Here is a 23,256-nt window from a genome sequence, read left to right on the forward strand (position 1 = left end):
CCTGTCACGTCAAATATCCGTTGGCGGTGCCGCCTTCGTGGCGCCCTTGCGCCTGATGTTACGCCGGATCATCGACAAATCCGCGCCGCCGATCAGGAAAGCGACGGCGAAATAGACGACCATCGAGACGCCGATCAGAATTCCAAGCGCCCCCAACTTAGTCCAGAACGGCGCTCCTGACGCCAGCGAGACGGCAAAGACGCTCCGCAGATAATAGAGAACGCCGCCCATGATCGCGGCGGCGACGACAAGCAGTGCCGTGCGCCGGAGTAGCGCCCATTCCCATGTCAGATGACCGCGGCGCAACAGCGTGACGAAGAGCAGGACCGTGCTGATCCAGCCGGCCGTGGCCTCAGCAACCGCGATGCCCGGCGCACCGAGGCGGGGAAACAGCGTCAGTGCAAGGGCACAATTGACGGCAACGGCGATGGCCGAAAAACGCATCGGCGTCTTGGTATCCTCGCGGGCGTAAAAACCCGGCTGCAGCGCCTTGATCAGTACGAAGGCCGGCAGACCGATGCCATAGATGGCAAGGATGGAGCCGACGACGGCGGTGTTCTCGGCATGGAACGCGCCGCGCTCGTAGAGCACCCGAATGATCTCGTCGGAGAGAACCCACAGGGCAAAGGCAGCGGGAATGGTCAGAAACAGCACGAACTCGATCGACCGGTTCTGCAGGTTGCCGGCTTCGCGCAGATGGCCGCCCTTCAACGCCCGCGCCAATTCCGGCAACAATACGACGCCAACGGCGATGCCGACCACGCCAAGCGGCAACTGGTAGATGCGATCGGCATATTGCAGGGCGGCAATGGCACCATCCTGCGCCGAGGCAATCGCCTGACCGATCAGCTGGTTGATCTGGGTGATGCCACCGGTGATGGCGGCAGGCACGGCAAGAACCAGCAGGCGCTTGACGTTGGGCGTGAAGCGGGGAAATTTGAGACCGATGCTCATGCCGGCATGAAGGACGCCGAAATAGACGACGGCGAGTTGCAGGATGCCTGCCACCAGAACGCCCCAGGAGAGATACCAGGCGGTCGCCAACGGATCGGCGCCGGTGTAGAGCGCATAAAACAGGGCACCGATCATCACGATGTTGAGGAAAATCGGGGCGACGGCGGCAGCGAAGAAATGGTGCAAGGAATTGAGCATGCCGCTCATCATCGCCGTCAGCGACATGCACATGAGATAAGGAAACATCACCATCGCCATGCGCACGGTGAGGCTTGATTTCTCGACGTCATCGGCAAAACCGGGCGCGATGACGAAGCGCACCAGAAGCGGCATCGACAGTTCCATCACGATGGTGATGAGCAGGAGCACCGTGAACAAAACGCCGAACACTTCTTCGGAAAAGCGCTTGGCGCCATCGGTGCCGTTCGCCTCGATCTCCTTGGAAAACAGCGGCACGAAGGCGGCATTGAAGGCGCCTTCGGCAAAGAGGCGGCGAAACAGGTTGGGAAACCGGAAGGCCGCATAGAAAACGTCGGCCATCGGGCCGGTGCCAAGCGCTGCCGCCATCAGTGTTTCGCGGGCGAAACCGAAGATGCGGCTGCCGAGCGTGGCACCGCCCACGGTCATGAACTTCCTGACGAGACTCATGATTCTGCCTTGGCTTTTTTTGTACTGGTGACGGCACGCGTGTGCTGCGGCGCGATCATGCCGGAGGGCATGCGGTCGCGCATCTCGTCGGCTTCGTCGGACATCACGGCCTTCAGCCGCGCGGCGATATTGCTCTGGCGGGCTTCATTGGTGATCTTCTGGCCAACGAGGTCGGTGACATAGAACGTGTCGATGACCTTCTCGCCGAAGGTGGTGATATGCGCGGACGCAATGTCGAGCGACAGATCGGAAAGCACCGCGGTGATTTCGGAGAGCAGGCCGGTGCGGTCGAGGCACTCCACCTCGATGACGGTGAACTTGTTCGAGAGGCTGTTGCTGATGGTGACGGCCGGCGGCACCGTGAAGGCCTTGTTGCGCTTGCGGTGTTTGGTGCGGCTGGCGATCACTTCCGGCAGGCGCTTCTTGCCCGACAGCACGTCCTCGATCATCTTGCCGATGTTCGCCGCGCGGCGCATCTCGTCATTGTCGTCAGGAAACTCGCGATTGACGAGGATCGTATCCAGTGCGCGGCCGTCCGAGGTGGTGAAAATCTGCGCATCGACGATATTGGCCCCGGCCGCCGCACAGGCACCGGCGATCACCGCGAGCAGGCGCGGATGGTCGGGCGACAGAATCGTGATTTCGGTGATGGCGTGGAACTGGTGCGTGCGCACCATCGTCGCCAGCGCCCGGCCGGCCTTGTCGGCGTCGCGGATGAAGCCTGCGTGGCGCAGCTGGTCTTCGAGCGGCACCGACAGAAGGTAGGGCTGGTAGTGCAGCTTGGTATAGGTCTTGCGGTCCTTTTGGCTCCAGTCGGACAATGCGTCGTAGAGAACATCGGCGGCATGCGCCGCCCGCTCCTTGCGCGGCAGATCGGAAAAGCCACCGGACAAAAGCAGTTCGGTCTCGTAGTACAGCGTGCGCAGAAGCTGGCCCTTCCAGCCGTTCCAGACGCCGGGACCGACGGCGCGGATATCGGCGATCGTCAGGATCAAAAGCATTTTCAGGCGATCGAGCGATTGGACCTTTTCGGTAAAATCGATGATCGTCTTGCGGTCGTTGAGATCGCGGGTCTGCGCAACCATCGACATGGTCAGATGTTCTTCGATCAGCCATGCGACCGTTTCGGTCTGCTTGGGCGTCATGCCGAAGCGCGGGCAGAGCTTGCGGGCAACCTTGGCGCCGGCGGTCGAATGATCCTCCGGACGGCCCTTGGCGACGTCATGCAGAAGAACGGCGACGAACAGCGCGGTGCGGTCCTCGATCGACGGCATGAGCTTGAAGGCCAGCGGATGCAGTTCCTCGTCGCGGCCCTGATCGATGCGCGAGAGAACATCGACGGCGCGCAGCAGATGTTCATCGACCGTATAATGATGATACATGTTGAACTGCATCAGCGAGACGATCTTGCCGAATTCCGGGATGAAGCGGCCGAGCACGCCGGCCTCGTTCATCCGCCGCAAAATAAGCTCCGGATTGCGCTTCGAGGTGAGCATCGACATGAACAGCCGGTTGGCTTCCTCATTGTCGCGCACGGCCGGCGTGATCAGGCCGAGCGAACGCGTCACCTGCTTCAAGGCGGCCGGATGGAACTCCAGTCCGTTGATATCGGCCACATGGAAGATGCGGATCAGGTTTATCGGATCGCGCTTGAAGATGTCAGGGCTGGCAAGCGCGATGCGGCCGCCGTCATCGACGAATTCCAGCGTGCCGGCGATCTTGCGGACGCGATGGGTGAAACGGCTGAGAGCGGCGGTGAACCCCGGAAGCTGCTTGGCCTGCTGGTCCTCAAGTGCTGCGCAGAAGATGCGGGTGAGATCGCCGACGTTCTTGGCCACCAGGAAATAGTGCTTCATGAAGCGCTCGACGGCCGTCATGCCCGGATGGTCGTGATAGCCGAGGTTTTCGGCGATCTCGCGCTGGATGTCGAACGACAGCCGCTCTTCCGCCTTGCCGGTCAAGAAATGCATGTGGCAGCGCACCGCCCAGAGGAAATCATCGGCTTTCTGGAAAAGCTCGTATTCCTGGCGCGACAACACGCCAAGCTTGATGAGATCGGCCGAATCCTTCACCCGGTAGAAATATTTGGCGATCCAGAACAGGGTATGGATGTCGCGCAGGCCGCCCTTGCCTTCCTTGACATTCGGTTCGACCAGATAGCGCGTATCGCCGGCCTTGCTGTGGCGCTCATCGCGTTCGGCCAGTTTTGCGGCGATGAAATCGGGGCCGGTATTCTTGACGATTTCGCTGTCGAAACGGGTCTCCAGCTCATCCGCCAGCTCCTTCGAGCCGCAGATATAGCGGGTTTCGAGGATCGCCGTGCGGATGGTCATGTCGCCGCGCGACAGACGGATGCACTCCTCGATCGTGCGGGTCGCATGGCCGACCTTGAAGCCGAGATCCCACAGGATATAGAGCATGAACTCGATGGCAGGCTCGGCCCACACGGCTTTCTTCACCGGCAGCAAGAAGAGAAGATCGATATCGGACCCCGGCGCCAGCGTGCCACGGCCATAACCGCCGACAGCTGTGACTGCGATGCGGGTCCAGGGCTGCGCATTGGCGGCGTTGAAAACCTCGTTGAGGACAAAGTCGTGCAGCACGGTGATCAGCTGGTCCTGCAACCAGGAAATCCGCTCGGCGCATTTCAGCCCGCTACCGTCTTTAAGCAACAGTTCACGTGCCTTTTCGCGGCCGGCCAGATTGGCCTGCTTGAACGCCGCCAAAAGTGCCTGGCGCATCAGGTCGCGATGCTCCGCATGCGCCGATGCGATGAAATTGCACTTGGCCCTGAGTGCCGCGACATTCAGGATATCGGGAAATGACGTCTCATGTATGGTCATCAAAGGCCGACCGTCTTCCTGTCCGGCGGGCTCTGCGCGCCGCTGTCTATGCATGCGCTATAGACCTTTTGTCCGGGAATGGACAGGTCTGTAGCGGTCAAGAATTACCAAGCTGCTTCTTCAGCGCATAAAGCGCGTCCATTGCCTCACGCGGGGTCATATCATCGGGATTGAGGCTTTTCAAAGCCTCCTCCACCTTCGACGGACCGGCCTTCACACGCTCCTCGCGACGGATGGCGACCTGGAACAGCGGCAGATCGTCGATCAGCTGGCTGGCCGGATTTTTCCGGTCTGCATCCTCGAGCTTTGCCAGCACATCCTTGGCGCGCGCGACCACGGATGCCGGCAGTCCGGCAAGGCGGGCGACCTGGATGCCGTAGGAGCGATCGGCGGCACCAGGGCCGACTTCATGCAGGAAGATGACGTCGCCATGCCATTCCTTGACCCGCATGGTGGCGTTCGAAAGCCGCCCAAGTTTTTCGGAAAGTACCGTCAATTCATGGAAATGCGTGGCGAACAATCCGCGGCAGCGGTTCCCCTCGTGCAGGTGCTCGACGGAGGCCCAGGCGATCGACAGGCCGTCGAACGTGGCGGTGCCACGGCCGATCTCGTCGAGGATGACGAGCGAACGGTCGGTCGCCTGATTGAGGATCGCCGCCGTCTCGACCATCTCGACCATGAAGGTCGAGCGGCCACGGGCCAGATCATCGGACGCACCGACGCGGGAAAACAGCCGGTCGACGATGCCGATATGGGCTGACGTTGCAGGCACAAAGGCCCCCATCTGCGCCATGATGGCGATCAGCGCGTTCTGGCGCAGAAAGGTCGATTTACCGCCCATATTGGGACCGGTCAGCAGCCAGATCGCCCCATCGCCCTCGCCGTCATGCGGCGACAGATCGCAGGTATTGGCGACAAAAGCAGCGCCGGACTGACGGCGCAGTGCCTGCTCGACGACCGGGTGGCGGCCGCCTTCGATAGCGAACATCTTCGACGTATCGACCAGCGGGCGGCAATAGGCCTGCTCCTCGGCAAGCGTCGCAAGCCCGGCGGAAACATCAATCACCGCAAGCGCAAGCGCCGCCGCCTTGATCGCTTCGGCTTCGGCAACGACCATAGCCGACAGCCGGTCAAAGGCTTCGAGCTCGATCGTCAGTGCCCGGTCGGCGGCGTTGGCGATCTTGGTTTCGAGATCGGAGAGTTCCGTCGTGGTGAAGCGCATGGCATTGGCCATGGTCTGCCTGTGGATGAAGCGCGCGCGCGCTTCCGGGCCATCGGTCATCGGTCCGGCATTGCCCTGGGTGACTTCGATGAAATAGCCAAGCACGTTGTTGTACTTGATCTTCAGCGACTTGATGCCGGTCTCCTCGGCATAATCGAGCTGCAGGCCGGCGATCACCCGGCGGGACTGGTCGCGCAGAGCACGCATCTCGTCGAGTTCGGCACTGGCGCCGTCACGCAGGAAACCGCCGTCGCGTTTCAAAAGCGGCAGCTCGTCACCGAGAATGGCCGCCAGTTGCTGGACCATATCCTGCGGCAGCGCCCCGACCGCTTGAAGTGCTGCACCCAATTCTTCGGAAAGATCGCCGCGCGCCAGCAGACCGGCAACCTCGACCGCAGACTGGCAGCCGGCAAGGATGCTGCCGAGGTCACGCGGACCGCCGCGACCGAGCGACAAACGCGACAGGGCGCGCGGCATGTCCGGCACGTGTTTCAGCGCCGACCGCAGGTCGCTGCAGAACGCCGGCTGGTCGGCAAGCGCTGTAATGGAATCAAGCCGGGCGTTGATTCGTCCAGGCTCGGTCAGCGGCGACATCAGCCGCTCTGCAAGCAGGCGGGCGCCGCCGCCCGTCACGGTGCGATCGAGCGCCTTCAACAGCGTGCCGTTGCGATCGCCGGACTGCGTTTTCACCAGTTCGAGATTGGCGCGGGTGGCGGGGTCGATGAACAGTGTCGAGGCGGCACTTTCGCGTTCCGGTGCGCCCAGAGGCGGACGTTCGGCGAACTGGGTCTTTTCGACATAGGAGATCGCAGCCGACGCGGCTGCGAGTTCAGCGCGTGAGAAACTGCCGAAGCCGTCGAGCGTCTTGACGTCATAATACCGGGTGACGCGGTTTTCCGCCGTGGCACTGTCAAACAGCACCGCCGGCTGCGGAACCGCGACGCGGCCGAGAACGTCGATGACCGGACGCATCTCCGGATCGTGGAAGACGGTATCGGCAAGGATCAGTTCACGCGGCTCGATGCGCAGGATGTCGGCCAGCAGCCGTGCTTCCGTGGTTTCGGCCAACCGGAAGACGCCGGTGGAAATATCGATCCAGGCAAGCGCGATGGCGGGCTCAGCGCCGCCGCGAATGCGGGCAAGCGCCATCAAATAGTTCGATTCCGATGGCGAGAGCAGCTTGTCCTCGGTGATCGTACCGGGGGTGACGAGGCGCACGACATCGCGCTTCACCACCGATTTTCCGCCGCGCTTCTTGGCTTCCGCCGGGTCTTCGACCTGTTCGCAGACGGCGACCCGGAAACCCAGCCCGATCAGCTTCTGCAGATAATCGTCGGCCGCATGGACCGGCACGCCGCACATCGGGATGTCCTGGCCGAGATGCTGGCCGCGCTTCGTCAGCGTAATGCCCAGTGCCCGCGACGCTTCGACGGCGTCCTGGAAGAACAGCTCGTAGAAATCGCCCATCCGATAGAACAGCAGCGAATCCGGGTTGTTCGCCTTGATCTCGATGAACTGTTCCATCATCGGCGTGGCGGTGGCGCGGCTTTCCTCCGTCGCCAGTTGAACGGCGGTGAGAACCTCGGGGTTGCGGGTGATTGGCTGGGTCACAAAAGTCATGCTGTTCCTAAAAAAGTGGTGCCACACTATCCATGCGCGTTTATAGAAGACAACAACAAAGCGGCTGAGGAGAGCCGTCGCCCACAAAAGCTTGGAGGACCAATGCCCACAAACGACAAGACCAGCCGCAACGTGACCAGCGTGACGGACCAGGAAGCACTCGACTTCCACTCCCAGGGCAGACCCGGCAAGCTCGAGATTTCCCCAACCAAGCCGATGGCCACGCAGCGCGACCTGTCGCTTGCCTATTCGCCGGGCGTCGCCGTTCCGGTCAAGGCGATCGCCGCGGATCCGGCGACCGCCTACGACTACACGACGCGCGGCAACATGGTGGCTGTCATTTCCAACGGCACCGCCATTCTCGGCCTCGGAAATCTCGGCGCGCTAGCCTCAAAGCCGGTGATGGAAGGAAAGTCGGTCCTGTTCAAGCGCTTCGCCGACGTTGATTCGATCGACCTCGAAGTCGATACGGAAGACGCCGATGAATTCATCAATTGCGTGCGGTTCCTCGGCCCCTCGTTCGGGGGTATCAATCTGGAGGACATCAAGGCGCCGGAATGCTTCATCATCGAGCAGAAACTGCGCGAGATCATGGATATCCCCGTCTTCCATGACGACCAGCACGGCACGGCGATCATCGCAACCGCAGGCCTGATCAACGCGCTACAGCTGACGGGCCGCGATCTCAAGACCACACGGCTGGTCTGCAATGGCGCAGGCGCGGCAGCCATTGCCTGCGTCGAGCTCATCAAGTCGATGGGTTTTGCGCCCGAAAACATCATCATGTGCGACACCAAGGGCGTCATCTATCAGGGCCGCACCGAAGGCATGAACCAATGGAAGTCCGCGCATGCGGTCAAGACCGACCGGCGTACTCTCGAAGACGCAATGGACGGCGCGGATGTGGTGCTCGGCCTATCGCAAAAGGGTGCCTTCTCCGAGGCGATGATCCGCTCCATGGCGGAAAGGCCGATCATCTTCGCCATGGCCAATCCCGATCCGGAAATCACACCGGAGGAGGTCTCTACCATTCGCGACGACGCGATCATGGCCACCGGCCGATCCGACTATCCGAACCAAGTCAACAATGTGCTGTGCTTTCCCTACATGTTCCGTGGCGCACTCGACGTGCACGCCTCGACGATCAACGAGGAAATGAAGATCGCCGCAGCGCAGGCGCTGGCAAGCCTTGCCAAGGAAGACGTGCCGGATGACGTCGCCGCCGCCTACCAGGGCAACCGGCCGCGCTTCGGTCCGCAATACATCATTCCCGTACCCTTCGACCCGCGGCTGATCTCGGCCATCCCGGTCGCGGTCGCCAAGGCTGCGATGGAGAGCGGCGTCGCCCGCAAGAAGATCCCGGATCTTGCCGCCTATGGCCGGCAGCTGTCCGCCCGGCGTGACCCGATCGCCTCGACGCTGCAGCGCATCTATGAGCGCGTCCGCCGCCAGCCGAAGCGCATCGTTTTTGCTGAAGGCGAAGAGGTGCAGATGATGCGCTCGGCGCTTTCCTATGCCAATCAGGAACTCGGCACGGCCATGCTTCTTGGCCACGAGGACCGGATGCGCCAGACGGCCGAGCGTGAGGGCATCGATCTCGATCGCCCTGGCATCCAGATCGTCAATGCCCGCATTTCCAAGCGCACCGGTGCCTATACCGACTATCTCTATGCCCGGCTGCAGCGGAAGGGCTACCTGTTCCGCGATGCGCAGCGGCTGATCAACAACGACCGCAATCATTTCGCCGCCTGCATGGTGGCGCTCGGCGACGCCGATGGCATGGTGACGGGCATCACCCGCAACTATTCCACCGCGCTCGACGACGTGCGCCGCTGCATCGACCCGAAGCCCGGCCACCGGGTCATCGGCGTCTCGCTGGCGCTTTGCCGTGGCCGCACGGTGCTGGTTGCCGACACAGCGGTTCACGACATGCCGTCTTCGGAAGAACTGGCCGATATCGCCGAGGAAGCAGCAGACCTTGCCCGCAGGCTCGGCTATGTGCCGCGCGTGGCGCTTCTGGCCTATTCCACCTTCGGCCATCCTTCCGGCGAACGCTCCGAGCGGGTGCGCGAGGCAGTCAAGATCCTCGACAAGCGCAGGGTCGATTTCGAGTATGACGGCGAGATGGCTGCCGATGTGGCGCTGAATGCCAAGGTGATGGAGCAGTATCCGTTCTGCCGCCTGTCGGGACCGGCCAATGTTCTGGTCATGCCGGCATTCCACTCGGCATCGATCTCGACAAAGATGCTTCAGGAACTGGGCGGCTCGACGGTGATCGGCCCGCTGCTCGTCGGCCTCGACAAATCGGTGCAGATCGTCTCCATGTCCGCCAAGGATTCCGATATCGTCAACATGGCGGCCCTCGCAGCCCATAGCGCCAACAGCTAGGCCACCGCTTCTGAAACGCAAACAGCCCGCCCGGGAAACCCGAGGCGGGCTGCTTTATGCGATATGCCGACCTTGATCACTATAGAGCCGAATACGTGTTACGCAGTACCAGAAGCCTGATCAAAAACATTCACTTGCATGTAAACTGCATTCCAAGCCGCTGGGCGGCAGCGCGTCAGCTCGCGAAACGGCCGGCGTCGGCGCCGTAATAATTCAGGTAGCGGCCGGAGATATTGGTGATCGGCAAGACGATCAGCACGTCGGTGGTGCGAAAAGCATGATCAACCACGGCACCGTTGCCGACCATGGCGCCAAGACGCATGTATCCCTTGATCAGCGGCGGCAGAGCGGCCAGCGCCTTGCGCATGTTGATGGCTTCGACCGGCATCAGATCCATCGTGCGGAACAGCTCGGGGCGGGCTGACACGTCCCACTCGCCGCGCACGACCATGTTGTGATGCAGGAAGGACAGCGCCAATGCGTGCTCTTCGGGAATGACGCCCGGAAACGAGCCGCAGCCGAACATGGCATCGACGCCGTATTTCAGCGCATAGGCCCAGTTGCCCTGCCACAAAAGTTCTACAGTGCGCTTGGTGCGGTATTCCGGCAGGACGCAGGAGCGGCCAAGCTCCATGAACGTCTTGTCCGGATGACGCTCCAGCAGCGATCCGACGGAAAATTCCGAAGCCGAATAAAAACCGCCGGTGCGGACGGCGACATCCTGACGGAGCAGGCGATAGGTTCCAACGATCTGATCTTCCGGATCGCCATCGATCGAGGTGTCGAGCACCAAAAGGTGATCGCAGACCAGATCCCAGGCATCGGCGTCACGCTTGCGGCGATCGGCGTCCATCGGAATCTGTGCCTTCATCTCCTCGACGAAGACCTTGTAGCGGACGGCCTGCGCGGCATCGATCTCGGAGGCATTGCGGGCAAGGCGCGTCTCAAGGTTACCGATACGGCCGAGTATGTCGTGCGCCGGGGCATTGACGCCCCGGACGCGGGTCTGCGGCTGATCAACCGCCACAACCAGATCCAGAGTTTCGATTGTCATCGCGCGTCATCCTAAGTCGCTATGATCCTACCCGGCTTAAACCATGTTTCTGCGACAGGATAGTGACATTGGGGCGACAAGAAAACCGTCAAAATCATGGGGTAAGCAAGCGATCGATCTCGGCGGTCAGCACTTTCGGATCGGCAGGCTTGGACAACACAGCGCTTGCTCCGGCCAACAGGAGCTTCTGGCGGGTGCCGGGCTGTGTATCGGAGGTCAGGACGATGACCGGGACCGGCCGGCCGCCCGATTGACGCTCGTGCTGGCGGATGCGTTGCAGCATGGAAAGCCCGTCGCCGCCGGGCATGTTGAGGTCGCTGATGATCAGTTCCGGCGCGATACCGGCGCCAGCCGGCGCATCGAACAGAGTGGCAGCAAGCGCTTCGAAATCGGCAACGACGCGAACGGTGTGACCGGCCCGCTCCAGAACGGAACGCACCATGAAGGCATTGACCGGGTCGTCTTCAGCCAGAAGCACGCCGCCCTCGGCCGGCTTGTCCCGTAGCGCGGGAACATCGCGCAGCATCGGACGGTTGTCGTTGATCGCGTCTCGCACTTCCATTCCCTTCATGCGGCCGCGCAGAACCTCGACCAGCGATTTTTCCCGCAGCGGCCTGATAAGCCAGGCATGATAGCCATCCATCTGGTTGATCGGCCGGCCATTGCGCTCTTCCGGATTGACGAGATACGTCTTGCGCAGCTTCTGCTGTTCAAGCCCCGGCATCAGCGCCAAGAGCCGGCGGAACTGTTGGGCATGACGGTGATCGACGATGATGTCGGTCAGCGGCGCCCCGCTCGACAGCGCCCGCACGGCGACGGCCTGCGCATTCTCGATTGTTCCGGCGCATTCGCAGAAGCCGCCGAGCGTCCTGATCGTTGCAGAAAGCGCTGTGGATGCAGGCCCGGCCGGAGCCATGACCAGCACCCGGGAACCGCCGAGCACGCTTTTTCTGGCAAGAGCGGCAATCGCAAGATCGCAGCCGAGGGCGGGAAAGCGGATTTCGAACGTGCTGCCTGTGCCGGGAACGCTGGAAACCGTCAGGGATCCGCCATATTCCTCCATGATACGCCGCGAGATGGCGAGACCGAGGCCGGCGCCTTGAGCGCGCTGGGCACTGCCGCCGGCCTGCTCGAATTCGTCGAACACCCGTGCCTGTTCCTTGGCGTTCATCCCGGGGCCGCTGTCATCGATGCGGATGACGACCGTTTCGCGTTCCAAAGAGGCGCTGACGAGCACACCGCCGGTATGGGTAAACTTGACCGCATTGCCGACGACGTTGAACAGCACCTGACGCAGGCGCGCTGCGTCGAAATCCATCAGGCCCGGGACGTCGGCCGCAACGGTGGCGCCGATCTCGATCCCCTTCTCATGGGCGCGATGCGACAGCATCTCGACGACACTTTCGATCGTTTCCCGCAAGGGTTCCGGCGCCGGGCGCAGCTGGAACCGGCCGGCCTCGATCGAGGAGAAATCGAGAAGGTCATCGACCAGTTGCACCAGCGCATGGCCGGACTGGCGCATGCCGGCGAGATAATTCTTCTGCTCGCTGGTCAGCCGCGTCTGGCCGATCAGGTGGCTCATGCCGAGGATACCTGACAGCGGCGTGCGGATTTCATGACTGACGGTCGCCAGCAGCCGGGATTTCGCCCGGCTCGCATTCTCCGCACGGCGGCGCGCCTCCTCGCTCTCGCGGGCGATCCGGCTTTCTTCGGTGATGTCGCGGGCGATGCTGTGCAGCATGAAGGCGCCGCTTGCCGGTTCGCGGGCGATCACGTCATGCCAGTCGAATATTTTCGTCCCGGTATCGGTGACGATGCGAACGCAATAGTGATTGGGACCGGGGGCCGGTTCGAATTCGATCCCGAGTGCCTCGCAGGTCCTGCCTTCCGGCTTCGAACACCCGGCCAGCCTGCCGAACACCGAATTGGCCTGGACGATCTTGCCGCCCGGCTCGCGGATGATGGCGATGTCGCCGAGCGCATCATGGATGGTGGAGAGAAGCTGCGAGGTCTCGCTGCGCTCCCAGCGCGTGTCGCTGGCCGTTTCTTCCCGAACCCGCCCCTTGGCGGCGACAGGACTGACGCTGGACCGGTACCAGTCCTTGAGCAGCAGGGCCGCACCGGTGACGCCGGCAAGGGCAAGGCCTGCGGAGAGCACGTAGAGGCCGGCATGAATGCCGGTACCGAGAATGGCGGCGGACCCCAGAAGACCAGCGACGGCCAAGGCCGGTTTCAGCACCGGATAACGCTCTTTCGCCCCGTTAGAACCGTCTTGCGGCTCCAGCAAATGCGGATCATCTGCCAAGGGCGCATCGGATGGGGGCGCACCGGACCCACGCCTGCTGTTCAGCGTGCGTTTCGGCGCGCTGAATTCGGCAGTAATCCGTTTTTTAAGGTTTGGCAGGTCGCTCATGACACCTGCCCTAGCATAGCAAGCGTTTTGATTGGCTTCAGCCGGTCCGTAAAATTTTAAGCGTCGCGCTTTTTCATCTGCAGGAGTTCATCGAGGATGATCGAGCCGGCGCCGATCGTGATGAAACTGTCGGCGAGGTTGAAGACCGCAAAGGACCATGTTGCCGTGTGGAACAGCACGTAATCAATGACGTAGCCGAAAAGCAGCCGATCGACGAGATTGCCGAGTGCGCCCGCAATGATCATTGCATAACCGAGATGCGCAAAAAACCGGTCATTCGGCGTGCGGCGCCACAACCAGATGACGAAGGCCACCACGACCAACCGCATGCCGACAATGAACCAGCCTTCCATCCCAGACAGCATGGAGAAGGCGACACCGTAATTGTAGGTGCGATAGAGCGCCAGCATCGGAATGACCGGCACGGCCTGCTGAAACGGCAGCCAGGTCTCGACAGCCAGCTTGATCGCCTGATCGAGAAGCATGGCCACAATGACAAGAACGAAAATCGGCAGCGGGCGTGAAAAAAGGGCAGTCTTTTCCATTAGGTCCTGTCGTCCAGCGTCAGCAGATGGCGGCGTGCCTCGAACAGCATGATGCCGGTGGCGATCGCCAGATTGAGGGAATCGGCCCGGCCCTGCTGCGGGATGCGGGCGAGCGCGGTTGCTTCCCTGGCAAGCTCCTCGGGCAGGCCGGCCTGCTCATTGCCCATCAGAAGCACGACAGGCTTCTTGCGGTAGTCGATGGTCCGGTAATCGACGGCGCCGGCAAGATGGGTGGCGGCGAGTTGCACGCCGGCGGCCTTCTGCCATTTGACGAACTCGGCAATACTGGCGCGCATGAGTGGCATCGCGAACACCGAGCCCATGGTGGCGCGCACCGTTTCCAGCGAAAACGGATCCGTGGTCTCGCCGACAAGGATGACGCCGGAAGCGCCCGCTGCGTCGGCGGTGCGGATGATGGTGCCGAGATTGCCGGGATCGCGGACACGGTCGAGCGCCACATAGGTTTCGCCGACAACCGGCTTCACGTCGCGCAGATGGGCGTAGCGCTGTTCGAAGACACCGACGACCATCTGCGGATTGTCGCGGCGAGTGATCGCGGAGAGCACCTTCTCACTGACTTCGAGGACCAGCCCGCCGGTGGCGACCGTCTTCAACGCGACCTGCTCGACCTGCGTCTTGCCCTTGGCAGCCTTGGCGTAGACCAGCGTCTTGATGGTCCAGCCGAGATCCAGCGCATCGATGACCAGCTTCAGGCCTTCGGCGATGAAGGAACGGGTTTCGTCGCGCTCCTTCTTGTTGGCGAGCGCCTTGATATCCTTGATGATCGGATTGGCAAGGCTGGTAACTTCCTTGACCTGGCCGACGCGCCGGGGACCCTGATCGCGATGATAGTCGTTCATTTCGGCACCCAACGGCTGAAGAGAGAGGTGGAAAGCGCGCGGCCGGGCTGATTGCCGTCAAGCCCGCCTTCGCGCAGGATCAGTTCGCCCGATTCCACCGCGCCGCCGCGTCCGCGCATCGTCTCGCGCATCAGCTCGTGGATGGAATAGAAGCTTGCGCGGATCGAATAGGCGGTCAGCACCAGCCCCCTGGCGTCCGGCGACAGGATTTCGCGGCAGATGTCCAGCATCAAAGCGAGATGATCGAAGAGCTGCCAGACCTCGCCATTGGGGCCGCGTCCGAATTTCGGCGGATCGGTGAGGATGATGTCGTAGCGGCTGCCGCGGCGCTCCTCGCGCTGGATGAACTTCATCGCATCCTCGCAGATCCAGCGGATCGGCAGATGGTCGGCGCGTCCAAGCGCCTGGTTTTCGCGTGCCCAGCCGATTGCCTTCTTGGAGGCATCGACATGGGTGACTTCGGCGCCTGCCTTTGCAGCGATCAGCGAGGCGACGCCGGTGTAGCCGAACAGGTTGAGCACCTTCAGCGGCCGGCCGGCCGTCTCGACCTGCTCCTTCATCCAGCTCCAGTGGGCCAGCTGTTCCGGAAAGACGCCGACATGGCGAAACGCGGTAAAACGGCCGTAGAACTCGGCATCGAGGATCTGCATCGGCCAGGTTTCGCCGAGTGCCTGCTTCGGGAAGCGCCAGCGCCCCATGCCGTCTTCGTCGGTATCGCCGGTGAAAATCGAGTCGGCATTGTCCCAGACATGCGACGGCAGCGTTTTCGGCCAGAGCGCCTGCGCCTCGGGACGGACGATCCGGTAGGGGCCATATTGTTCGAGCTTCAGGCCATCGCCGCTATCGATCAGGTGATAGTCGCGCGCGCCCTTGGTCTCGAGAATGATCGGAATGCGCTCATCCGGCTTGTCGCCGGTGCGGATGCGAACCTCGGCGCGTGGCGCAGCGTCGGACGCGGCCGGCTTCGGCGACGCCTTTTCCACGAAAGCCTTGCCCGCGGGCCGGGCGTCACCGCTGCGTACCGCCTGAGGTTTGGATTGCTGGGGCTTGGAATGCTGCGGCCGGCTGGCCGGTGCCTGAACGGCACGGCCCTGCACGCCGCGCGATGACGTTGCCGGTGCGGCTTTGCCCTTTGGCCGTCTATCTTTGTCTTTCACGCCGTTTCGTCCGTCAGCTGCTGTGGTTCAAAGGCTGCAAATAGCACCGCTCTTTCTCTTGGCAAAGCTGTTTCCGATCTGCGATACATTTGGACAGACATGATCAGGGAGGATCATCATGGAGATGCAGGGTGAAGAACGCATTGCTGCCCGCCGCGAAACCGTCTGGGCAGCGTTGAACGATCCCGACATTTTACGACAGTGCATTCCCGGTTGTCAGTCTCTGGAGCTGAAATCGCCGACCGAACTTTCCGCCAGCGTCAAGATCAAGATCGGCCCGGTTTCGGCGTCCTTTTCCGGCGACGTGGTGCTGTCGAACATCAACGCGCCGGAGAGCTATACGATTTCCGGCGAGGGCAAGGGCGGCATTGCCGGCTTTGCCAAGGGCGGCGCCGATGTCGTGCTGACCGAGGACGGCGGCGAGACCATTCTGGTCTATGAGGCCAAGGCCGAGATCGGCGGCAAGCTGGCACAGCTCGGCTCGCGGCTGGTGGGCTCCACCGCCAAGAAACTTGCCCAGCAGTTCTTTGCCGACTTCAATGCGGCCGTTTCGGCGCAGGTGGCGGCAAACAGCTGAACGGGATTATTTGGAGGCGGCCGGAAGCAGCGTCTGCGCGGCGATAGTTTCGGCGCGGCTACGGTGCTTTTCGGCTTCCGCATGCCACTTCACCGCTTCATGTGCTTCGTTGCGGGCGCGCTTGCGGTATTTGCCCTGCGTGAACCACGTGGTCAGCGAGCCGACGATCATGCCGAAGATCACCGCGAGAAACAGGAAGACGAAGAACGGTGCCGAGGCCGATAGGACGCTGTCGGTGGGATTGAACGGATTGAACGCCAGCGTCACCATCTGCCGGTTGGCAACCGACAGCACAATGAGAATGATGGCGACCGGAACCAGCACCACGATCTTCAAAAGCTTCTTCATCATCATTCCGCGTCTCCGTCATACCGCCTGCACGGCGCCATCAGCACCGGTCAGACGGCTCATTCATCATCTTCGTCGTCGGCGCCAGGATTAAGGCGCTCGCGCAATTCCTTGCCGGTCTTGAAGAAGGGAACCCATTTTTCCTCAACGAACACGCTGTCGCCGGTGCGCGGGTTGCGGCCGGAACGCGAGGGCCGGTTTTTCACCGAAAACGCGCCGAAACCACGAAGTTCGACCCGATTTCCGCCAGCGAGAGCGTCAGTAATCTCATCGAGAACCGCATTGACGATATTTTCGACGTCACGGTGATAAAGATGCGGATTGCGAGCCGCTACAATCTGCACCAATTCTGACTTGATCACTGTCGCCCCCTCTTGTGAATTTATCTGTGATCTTAAAGCGTTAAGCCCATCGGACTGGCTTGTCCACCTCTTGTGCGGGATGCTTGGCCGTTTTCAAGCCTGCAAATCCGGAAGGCAAGCGGTCATCGGGTTTTTTTCAATCGCCGCCAACCTGCCAAACGGAAACCAGACCGTCAAGAAACAACTTGTCCCGGCCCAGATTTTCAAGGGCGCCAAAAGACGGAAAAGCGTCATATCCCAAGGATTTGACCAGGGCGGCGGCGGCCGATCCAAGCCCAAACGGCAACGATGAGCTGGGCGCTTTCCACTCGATAACGTCCACCCCCTTGCCGACCTTGCGGCTGTCGAGGAAGGCGCGGATCTCGTCATCGCCACCAAGTTCATCGACCAGCTTCAACTTCAGCGCTTGACGGCCGGTGAAGATGCGTCCGTCGGCAAGCTGCAAGGCCTCTTGGCGCGGCAGCTTGCGGCGATCGGCGACGAGGTCGACGAACCAGTCGAAGCTGTCGTCGATCATCGCCTGGATCACCACCTTGGCATCGTCGCTCGGCGGATGGAACGGTGACGGCTCGGCTTTCAGCGGCGCCGACTTGATCTCCTCGAGCGACACGCCGATCTTGTCCATCAGGGTCTTGATCTGCGGATACTGGAAGATAACGCCGATCGAACCGGTGATCGAGGTGTCGCCCGCCACGATGCGGTCGCCGGCAAGCGCGATCATGTAGCCGGCCGAGGCAGCCAGCGTGCGGACATCGGAGACGACCGGCTTCTTCGCCGCGACCTTGCGGATGGCCTTGAACAGCACTTCGCCGCCATAGGTCGTTCCGCCCGGCGAGGAAATGGTGACGACCAAGGCCTTGACCGCGTCGGTTTCGGCGATGGTGTTCAGCCTCTCCAGCAGTTCGCGATCATCCTGGATGATGCCGGAAATGTTGACGCGGGCGATATGCGGCTTGCTGAGCCCGGCCATTTTGCCCGCATCGGAATAGAAGTAGGCGGCGACGCCGGCGCAGAGCACGAGGGCAATGGACATAAGCCGCCAGAAACCGAGTTTCCGCCGAAGCTGGCGCCGGTCGGCGATGGCAAGCTGATCCATGATCTTTTCTCCTCTTCAAGGCCATAGGGAAGACATCGTCCCTTACAAGAAACACACGATTTCAATAGCCGCAGCGCGGCCATGTTGTAACCTAGCTTGAACAAAATTCGCGCCTCCATTGTCGTGGAACAAAAAAATCTCCATATTCGCCGTCATTCACATCGCTTGGCAGGCATGGCATACGCGCTTTTGCGCCGCGATGTATTTTGGATAACGGATCTATTTCATGCTGAATGACCTGCAGTTTTCCGGCGCCCTGCCGCATTCAGGGCCGGTCCTCGCCGACGCCTATACCGTGGCTGCGCGCCATTCGCGGTGGGTCAGGCGGCTGAAAATCATACTGCCCCTGATCGCGGCGCTGATCGGCGCCATTTTCGTTGCCGTTTCCGTGGTGCGCGCCTTTCTGCCGGAAAACCTGCAGATCGAGAACGCGACGATCGAGAACGGCAAGATCGTCATGCAGAACCCGGCGATTTCCGGACGCAACAAGCAGGACATCAGCTATTCGATGAAAGCAGTGCGGGCGCTGCAGGACATCGCCAATCCGGACATTATCACCCTTGAGACGATCCATGCGGAAATGCCCGTCAACGACACGCTGATCGCCACTGTCGAAGCCACCAGCGGCATTTATGACCGCGGACGCAATACGCTGGATATGAACGCCCCTTTCAGCATCACCATGAACAATGGGCTTATCGCCGATTTCGAAGCTGCCTATCTCGACATCAATGCCGGCGAGATGGAAACCAAGAAGCCGATTGCAATCACCATGAACGGCGGTTCCATTGTTGCACAGTCGCTGAGAATGACGGATAAGGGACGCATTGTTACATTTGAAGGCATGGTGAAGGTCGTCGTCGACCCCAAAACCATCCGTAAAACCGCCAACTAGAAAACCGGGGCACATATGTCGGCCACTTCAGCCTTTTCCTTTCGGCTTGCCGGAACATTCATTCTCTTGAGCCTTTTTGCCAGCGCCACTGTCTCTCCCGCCGCCGCCCAGGCGACGACGAGCAAGATGAAGGGCATGCAGCTTTCCAATGACCAGCCGATCCAGATCGAGAGCGACAAGCTGGAAATCAAGGATGCGGAAAGCAAGGCCATGTTCGACGGCAACGTCAAGGTCGTTCAGGGAACGACGACGCTGCAGGCCGGCAAAATGGTGGTTTTCTACAAGAAGGGCGGCGGTTCGATTTCCGGCGGCAATGCCGAGATCGATCGCATCGAAGTGACCCAGAAGGTGTTCCTGCAATCCGGCACGCAGCAGGCGACCGCCGATACCGGCGAATTCAACATGACCGCACAGACCCTGGTGCTGAAGGGCAAGCAGGTCGTTCTGTCGGAAGGCAAGAACGTCTTTAGCGGCTGCCAGCTGAACGTCCAGATGGACACCGGCGAGGCACAGCTGGAGGCCTGCGGCGGCCGCGTCCAGATTCAGCTCGACCCGAAGTCCCAGAAAACGAACTGATGCAGACGCCGACGTGAACATTCCCTTTCTTCACAAACGCAAACGGGGCGGCAAGCCTGATGCGGTCGCGCCTGCCCGCGCCGTCGATAAGGCGCGCTATGAAGGCACGCTGATCGCCCGCGGCTTGACGAAAGCCTATCGCGGGCGCCGGGTTGTGGACGGCGTGTCGCTGGTCGTGCGCCGCGGCGAGGCTGTCGGCCTGCTCGGCCCCAACGGCGCTGGCAAGACCACCTGCTTCTACATGATCACCGGCCTCGTGCCGGTCGATGAAGGCTCGATCGAGATCAACGGCAACGATGTCACGTCGATGCCGATGTATCGCCGCGCCCGCCTCGGCGTCGGCTACCTGCCGCAGGAAGCTTCGATCTTTCGCGGCCTGACCGTCGAGGACAATATTCGCGCGGTCCTCGAGGTGCACGACAAGAACCGCGAGCGGCGCGAAAGCAAGCTCAACGAACTCCTCAACGAGTTCAACATTTCCCATCTGCGCAAATCGCCCGCGGTTGCCCTATCAGGCGGCGAGCGGCGGCGCCTCGAAATTGCCCGGGCGCTGGCGACCGATCCGACCTTCATGCTGCTCGACGAACCCTTCGCCGGCGTCGATCCGATTTCGGTGGCCGACATCCAGGCGCTGGTGCGGCACCTGACCTCGCGCGGCATCGGCGTCCTGATCACCGACCATAATGTCCGCGAGACGCTGGGCCTGATCGACCGTGCCTATATCATCCATGCCGGTGAAGTCCTGACGCATGGGCGGGCCAACGACATCGTCACCAACCCGGACGTCCGCCGCCTTTATCTCGGCGACAATTTCAGCCTGTGAGGCTCAGTCGTTTATCGATGTGGTAAATGGCAACAGCGGCGGCAGGCAAAAACCTGCCGCTTTTGGAACAGGTCTCTTGACCGGGCGCCGGATTTACGCAATTTTTTATGCGAGCAAGAATGCTGCAGCGCAACATTCTTTCGGCGACATTGGATGTTCCTGCTTTCGATAGAGCCGCTCCAATTGCAAACGAGGCCGACAACAGCCGTATTGGGCTGTTTTGTGCATTTTGACGCCGATTGCATCAAAAATCGCCGGCGCTGCCGATATTCATCTTATTTTCCACTTTCGCTTGACCAAACCCCATTAATAAGCAATTTTTGGGCCAGTTGAAGAACTGGTACTTTCACCCCTTGGAAAGATGAGGACCGGCTCGGAGAATTGAGGGGAGTTTCGCGTCCGAATGGCACTTTCAGCCAGCCTCTTTTTGCGTCAAAGCCAGACCCTGGCCATGACGCCGCAACTGATGCAGTCGATCCAGCTGCTGCAGATGACGCATTTTGAGCTGAACCAGTTCATCGAGCTGGAAGTCGAGAAAAACCCTCTCCTGGAATTCGCTCCCAACGACGACGCGCCCATCGGCACGGACCGGCACGGCAAGGACGACCTCCATATCACGCCGGATGAACGCAGCGACCGCGACAGTGCCGAAGGCTCTGCATTCGATCCGCTGGGCGACGTCTACGACAGCACGACGTCTGCGACCGGCGAACGCATGAGCGAACAGCTCGATGCCAATTTCGAGAATGTCTTTCCCGACGACACCGCGCCGCAGCGCGCCGACGCGCCCGAATTGCTCAGCCAGTGGAAATCCATGCCGGGTGGCGGCGAAGGCGAGAGCAGCGACGGCTACGACCTTGATGATTTCGTTGCCAACCGCGTGACGCTGCGCGATTTCCTCAACGAACAGGTTCCGTTCAGCGTGCATGGCGCTGCCGATCTGTTGATCGCCCAGCACCTGATCGACCAGCTCGACGAAGCCGGTTACCTGCATGCCGATATCACGGAGATGGCCGAACGGCTGGGCTGTGCGACGGTGGATGTGGCGCGGGTGCTGGACAGCCTGCAGCAGCTCGACCCGCCCGGCGTCTTTGCCCGCACGCTCAGCGAATGCCTGGCCATCCAGCTGCGCGCGCGCGACCGGCTCGACCCGGCCATGGCGGCACTCCTCGACAATCTGGAACTGCTTGCCCGGCGTGACTTTGCCAGCCTGAAACGGCTCTGCGGCGTCGACGAGGAGGACCTTATCGACATGCTCGCGGAAATCCGCAAGCTCGACCCGAAGCCCGGCACCGGGTTCGAGGCGAGTCCTTCGGAGGCGATCGTTCCGGATATCGTCGTGCGCCCGGCGCAGGACGGCAGCTGGGCGGTGGAACTCAATCCCGACACGTTGCCGCGCGTTCTCGTCAACCAGACCTACTATGCGACTGTCTCCCGTCACGCGCCGAAGAACAGCGCCGACCATGCCTTCCTGACCGAATGTCTGCAAACCGCCAACTGGCTGACCCGCAGCCTCGACCAGCGCGCCAAGACGATCATGAAGGTGGCGACCGAGATCGTCCGCCAGCAGGATGCCTTCCTCGTCAACGGCGTCGATCACCTGCGGCCGCTCAACCTGAAGACCGTCGCCGATGCCATCAAGATGCATGAATCGACCGTCAGCCGCGTCACCTCGAACAAATACATGCTGACGCCGCGCGGACTGTTCGAGCTAAAGTATTTCTTCACGGTCTCCATCGGATCGGCAGAAGGCGGCGACGGGCATTCGGCGGAATCCGTGCGCCACCGCATCCGCAACATGATCGTGCTGGAAAGCCCGGACGCCGTCCTGTCAGATGACGATATCGTCGATATCCTGAAGAAGGGGGGCGTCGACATCGCCCGACGGACGGTAGCGAAGTATCGCGAAGCAATGAACATCCCTTCCTCCGTTCAGCGCCGAAGAGAGAAAAAGGCGATGGCCAAGGTCTCCGCCTGACGACATGAGCGATCGACCACAACCGCGTGAACGGTCGCCGCTTATCCCCGATATCCCAGCAATCAATGGACTTTCGGCCTCATATTTCGGGCTTCTTAACTGTTTCGTTGACTCTCGCAACAACCGGTAGTATGAGGCGGCCGCAATGGGCATAAAGCCTGCCGTAAGCATATCCCTCCAAATCCAGACCGTTCTGACGCAAAATTCTTTTGCGTGCGTGAAATGCTTGGATGACGGATGCGGTTGGAATAGACTGGCTGCGCAAATCACGAAAAGAGAGGAAACTCCATGAGTGTGCGTGTATCCGGTAAACATATGGAAATCGGCGAAACGTTTCGTCTGCGGATCGAAGACCAGATCGAACAAGCCGTAACCAAATATTTTGACGGAGGATATTCAAGCCAGGTCACTGTGGAAAAGTCTGGTTCCCGTTTCAGMGCGGACTGCAAGATACACCTCGATTCTGGTGCGGCCTTGCAGGCAAGTGGCGAAGCGAACGACCCGCAAGCCGCATTTGACGCAGCGTCAGAGCGGATTGCCAAGCGCATCCGCCGTTACAAGCGGAAGCTCAAGGACCACCACAATGGCAATGGCCATACTGGATTTGCTGAAGTAGCCTACACCGTAATGGATTCGGTGCCCGACGAAGACGATGAGCTTCCGGACAATTATGCACCGACGATCGTTGCGGAAAGCTCAAAACAACTGAAGACGATGTCAGTCGCAAACGCCGTGATGGCGCTCGACATGACGGATGATCCCGTTCTGATGTTCCGTAGTCCTGGCAATGAACAGTTGAATATCGTCTATCGACGCAATGATGGAAACATTGGCTGGATTGATGCAGCCAATATCAAGGGTTGAGTGGATCCGCTCGAATGCCGGCTTGCCGGCATT

The 23,256-nt window shown here is 61.1% G+C and carries 18 protein-coding genes; 7 read left to right on the top strand and 11 right to left on the bottom strand.

Features of this window, described 5'->3' with window-relative positions:
• Positions 1–9 precede the first annotated feature (9 nt).
• The 3 genes from murJ to mutS all read right to left on the bottom strand — a co-directional run bounded on the left by murJ (position 10) and on the right by mutS (position 7,287).
• A complete protein-coding gene (murJ, locus tag AC1D17_RS15285) occupies positions 10–1,602 on the bottom strand; it encodes a murein biosynthesis integral membrane protein MurJ (protein WP_477566241.1) in 1,593 nt (530 codons plus the stop codon).
• Entirely contained in the window at positions 1,599–4,445 is a 2,847-nt protein-coding gene (locus tag AC1D17_RS15290; RefSeq protein WP_477566242.1) for a [protein-PII] uridylyltransferase, read from the bottom strand. The genes murJ and AC1D17_RS15290 overlap by 4 nt, the downstream gene beginning before the upstream one ends.
• 97 nt (positions 4,446–4,542) lie before the next feature.
• The gene (mutS, locus tag AC1D17_RS15295; RefSeq protein WP_477566243.1) at positions 4,543–7,287 is read right to left on the bottom strand and encodes a DNA mismatch repair protein MutS; all 2,745 of its coding nucleotides are present in this window, start codon (positions 7,285–7,287) and stop codon (positions 4,543–4,545) included.
• A 102-nt stretch (positions 7,288–7,389) separates the two neighbouring features.
• Between mutS and AC1D17_RS15300 the strand changes: the two genes are divergently transcribed.
• Positions 7,390–9,675, top strand: a complete 2,286-nt coding sequence (locus tag AC1D17_RS15300) for an NADP-dependent malic enzyme (RefSeq protein ID WP_477566244.1) — start codon at positions 7,390–7,392, stop codon at positions 9,673–9,675.
• Between the two features lie 175 nt (positions 9,676–9,850).
• On the opposite strand, the gene olsB is transcribed toward AC1D17_RS15300, so the two are convergent.
• From olsB to AC1D17_RS15325, 5 genes are all read right to left on the bottom strand, one after another.
• A complete protein-coding gene (gene olsB, locus AC1D17_RS15305; protein ID WP_477566245.1) occupies positions 9,851–10,729 on the bottom strand; it encodes a l-ornithine N(alpha)-acyltransferase in 879 nt (292 codons plus the stop codon).
• A 94-nt stretch (positions 10,730–10,823) separates the two neighbouring features.
• Positions 10,824–13,142 carry a PAS domain-containing hybrid sensor histidine kinase/response regulator gene (locus AC1D17_RS15310; protein ID WP_477566246.1) on the bottom strand — a complete coding sequence of 773 codons (2,319 nt, stop codon included), beginning with the start codon at positions 13,140–13,142 and terminating at the stop codon, positions 10,824–10,826.
• Between the two features lie 56 nt (positions 13,143–13,198).
• Positions 13,199–13,687: a signal peptidase II gene (gene lspA / locus AC1D17_RS15315; RefSeq protein ID WP_477566247.1), complete on the bottom strand. Its 489-nt coding sequence runs from the start codon at positions 13,685–13,687 to the stop codon at positions 13,199–13,201.
• Complete coding sequence (locus AC1D17_RS15320; protein ID WP_477566248.1) at positions 13,687–14,547, bottom strand: TrmH family RNA methyltransferase; 861 nt, start codon at positions 14,545–14,547, stop codon at positions 13,687–13,689. Before AC1D17_RS15320 ends, lspA begins: the two co-directional genes overlap by 1 nt.
• The gene (locus AC1D17_RS15325; RefSeq protein ID WP_477566256.1) at positions 14,544–15,530 is read right to left on the bottom strand and encodes a class I SAM-dependent methyltransferase; all 987 of its coding nucleotides are present in this window, start codon (positions 15,528–15,530) and stop codon (positions 14,544–14,546) included. The genes AC1D17_RS15320 and AC1D17_RS15325 overlap by 4 nt, the downstream gene beginning before the upstream one ends.
• Before the next feature lie 292 nt (positions 15,531–15,822).
• Between AC1D17_RS15325 and AC1D17_RS15330 the strand changes: the two genes are divergently transcribed.
• Positions 15,823–16,281: an SRPBCC family protein gene (locus tag AC1D17_RS15330; RefSeq protein WP_477566249.1), complete on the top strand. Its 459-nt coding sequence runs from the start codon at positions 15,823–15,825 to the stop codon at positions 16,279–16,281.
• A 6-nt stretch (positions 16,282–16,287) separates the two neighbouring features.
• Here AC1D17_RS15330 and AC1D17_RS15335 read toward each other — a convergent pair whose 3' ends face one another.
• The 3 genes from AC1D17_RS15335 to sppA all read right to left on the bottom strand — a co-directional run bounded on the left by AC1D17_RS15335 (position 16,288) and on the right by sppA (position 18,087).
• Positions 16,288–16,632 carry a DUF1049 domain-containing protein gene (locus tag AC1D17_RS15335; RefSeq protein WP_477566257.1) on the bottom strand — a complete coding sequence of 115 codons (345 nt, stop codon included), beginning with the start codon at positions 16,630–16,632 and terminating at the stop codon, positions 16,288–16,290.
• Positions 16,633–16,688: 56 nt separating this feature from the next.
• Positions 16,689–16,991 (bottom strand): integration host factor subunit beta, encoded by a 303-nt coding sequence (locus AC1D17_RS15340; protein ID WP_037104485.1) that lies wholly within the window; start codon positions 16,989–16,991, stop codon positions 16,689–16,691.
• A 136-nt stretch (positions 16,992–17,127) separates the two neighbouring features.
• Entirely contained in the window at positions 17,128–18,087 is a 960-nt protein-coding gene (gene sppA, locus AC1D17_RS15345) for a signal peptide peptidase SppA (protein ID WP_477566250.1), read from the bottom strand.
• A 226-nt stretch (positions 18,088–18,313) separates the two neighbouring features.
• Between sppA and lptC the strand changes: the two genes are divergently transcribed.
• The 5 genes from lptC to hpf all read left to right on the top strand — a co-directional run bounded on the left by lptC (position 18,314) and on the right by hpf (position 23,223).
• Positions 18,314–18,982: an LPS export ABC transporter periplasmic protein LptC gene (gene lptC, locus AC1D17_RS15350; protein WP_477566251.1), complete on the top strand. Its 669-nt coding sequence runs from the start codon at positions 18,314–18,316 to the stop codon at positions 18,980–18,982.
• 15 nt (positions 18,983–18,997) lie between these two features.
• Positions 18,998–19,558 (top strand): LptA/OstA family protein, encoded by a 561-nt coding sequence (locus tag AC1D17_RS15355; RefSeq protein ID WP_477566252.1) that lies wholly within the window; start codon positions 18,998–19,000, stop codon positions 19,556–19,558.
• 13 nt (positions 19,559–19,571) lie between these two features.
• Positions 19,572–20,381 (top strand): LPS export ABC transporter ATP-binding protein, encoded by an 810-nt coding sequence (gene lptB / locus AC1D17_RS15360; RefSeq protein ID WP_477566253.1) that lies wholly within the window; start codon positions 19,572–19,574, stop codon positions 20,379–20,381.
• A gap of 451 nt (positions 20,382–20,832) precedes the next feature.
• Entirely contained in the window at positions 20,833–22,359 is a 1,527-nt protein-coding gene (gene rpoN / locus AC1D17_RS15365) for an RNA polymerase factor sigma-54 (protein ID WP_477566258.1), read from the top strand.
• A gap of 288 nt (positions 22,360–22,647) precedes the next feature.
• The gene (gene hpf / locus AC1D17_RS15370) at positions 22,648–23,223 is read left to right on the top strand and encodes a ribosome hibernation-promoting factor, HPF/YfiA family (RefSeq protein WP_477566254.1); all 576 of its coding nucleotides are present in this window, start codon (positions 22,648–22,650) and stop codon (positions 23,221–23,223) included.
• Positions 23,224–23,256: the final 33 nt, after the last annotated feature.

The organism is Pararhizobium sp. P1_E7 (assembly GCF_056405855.1).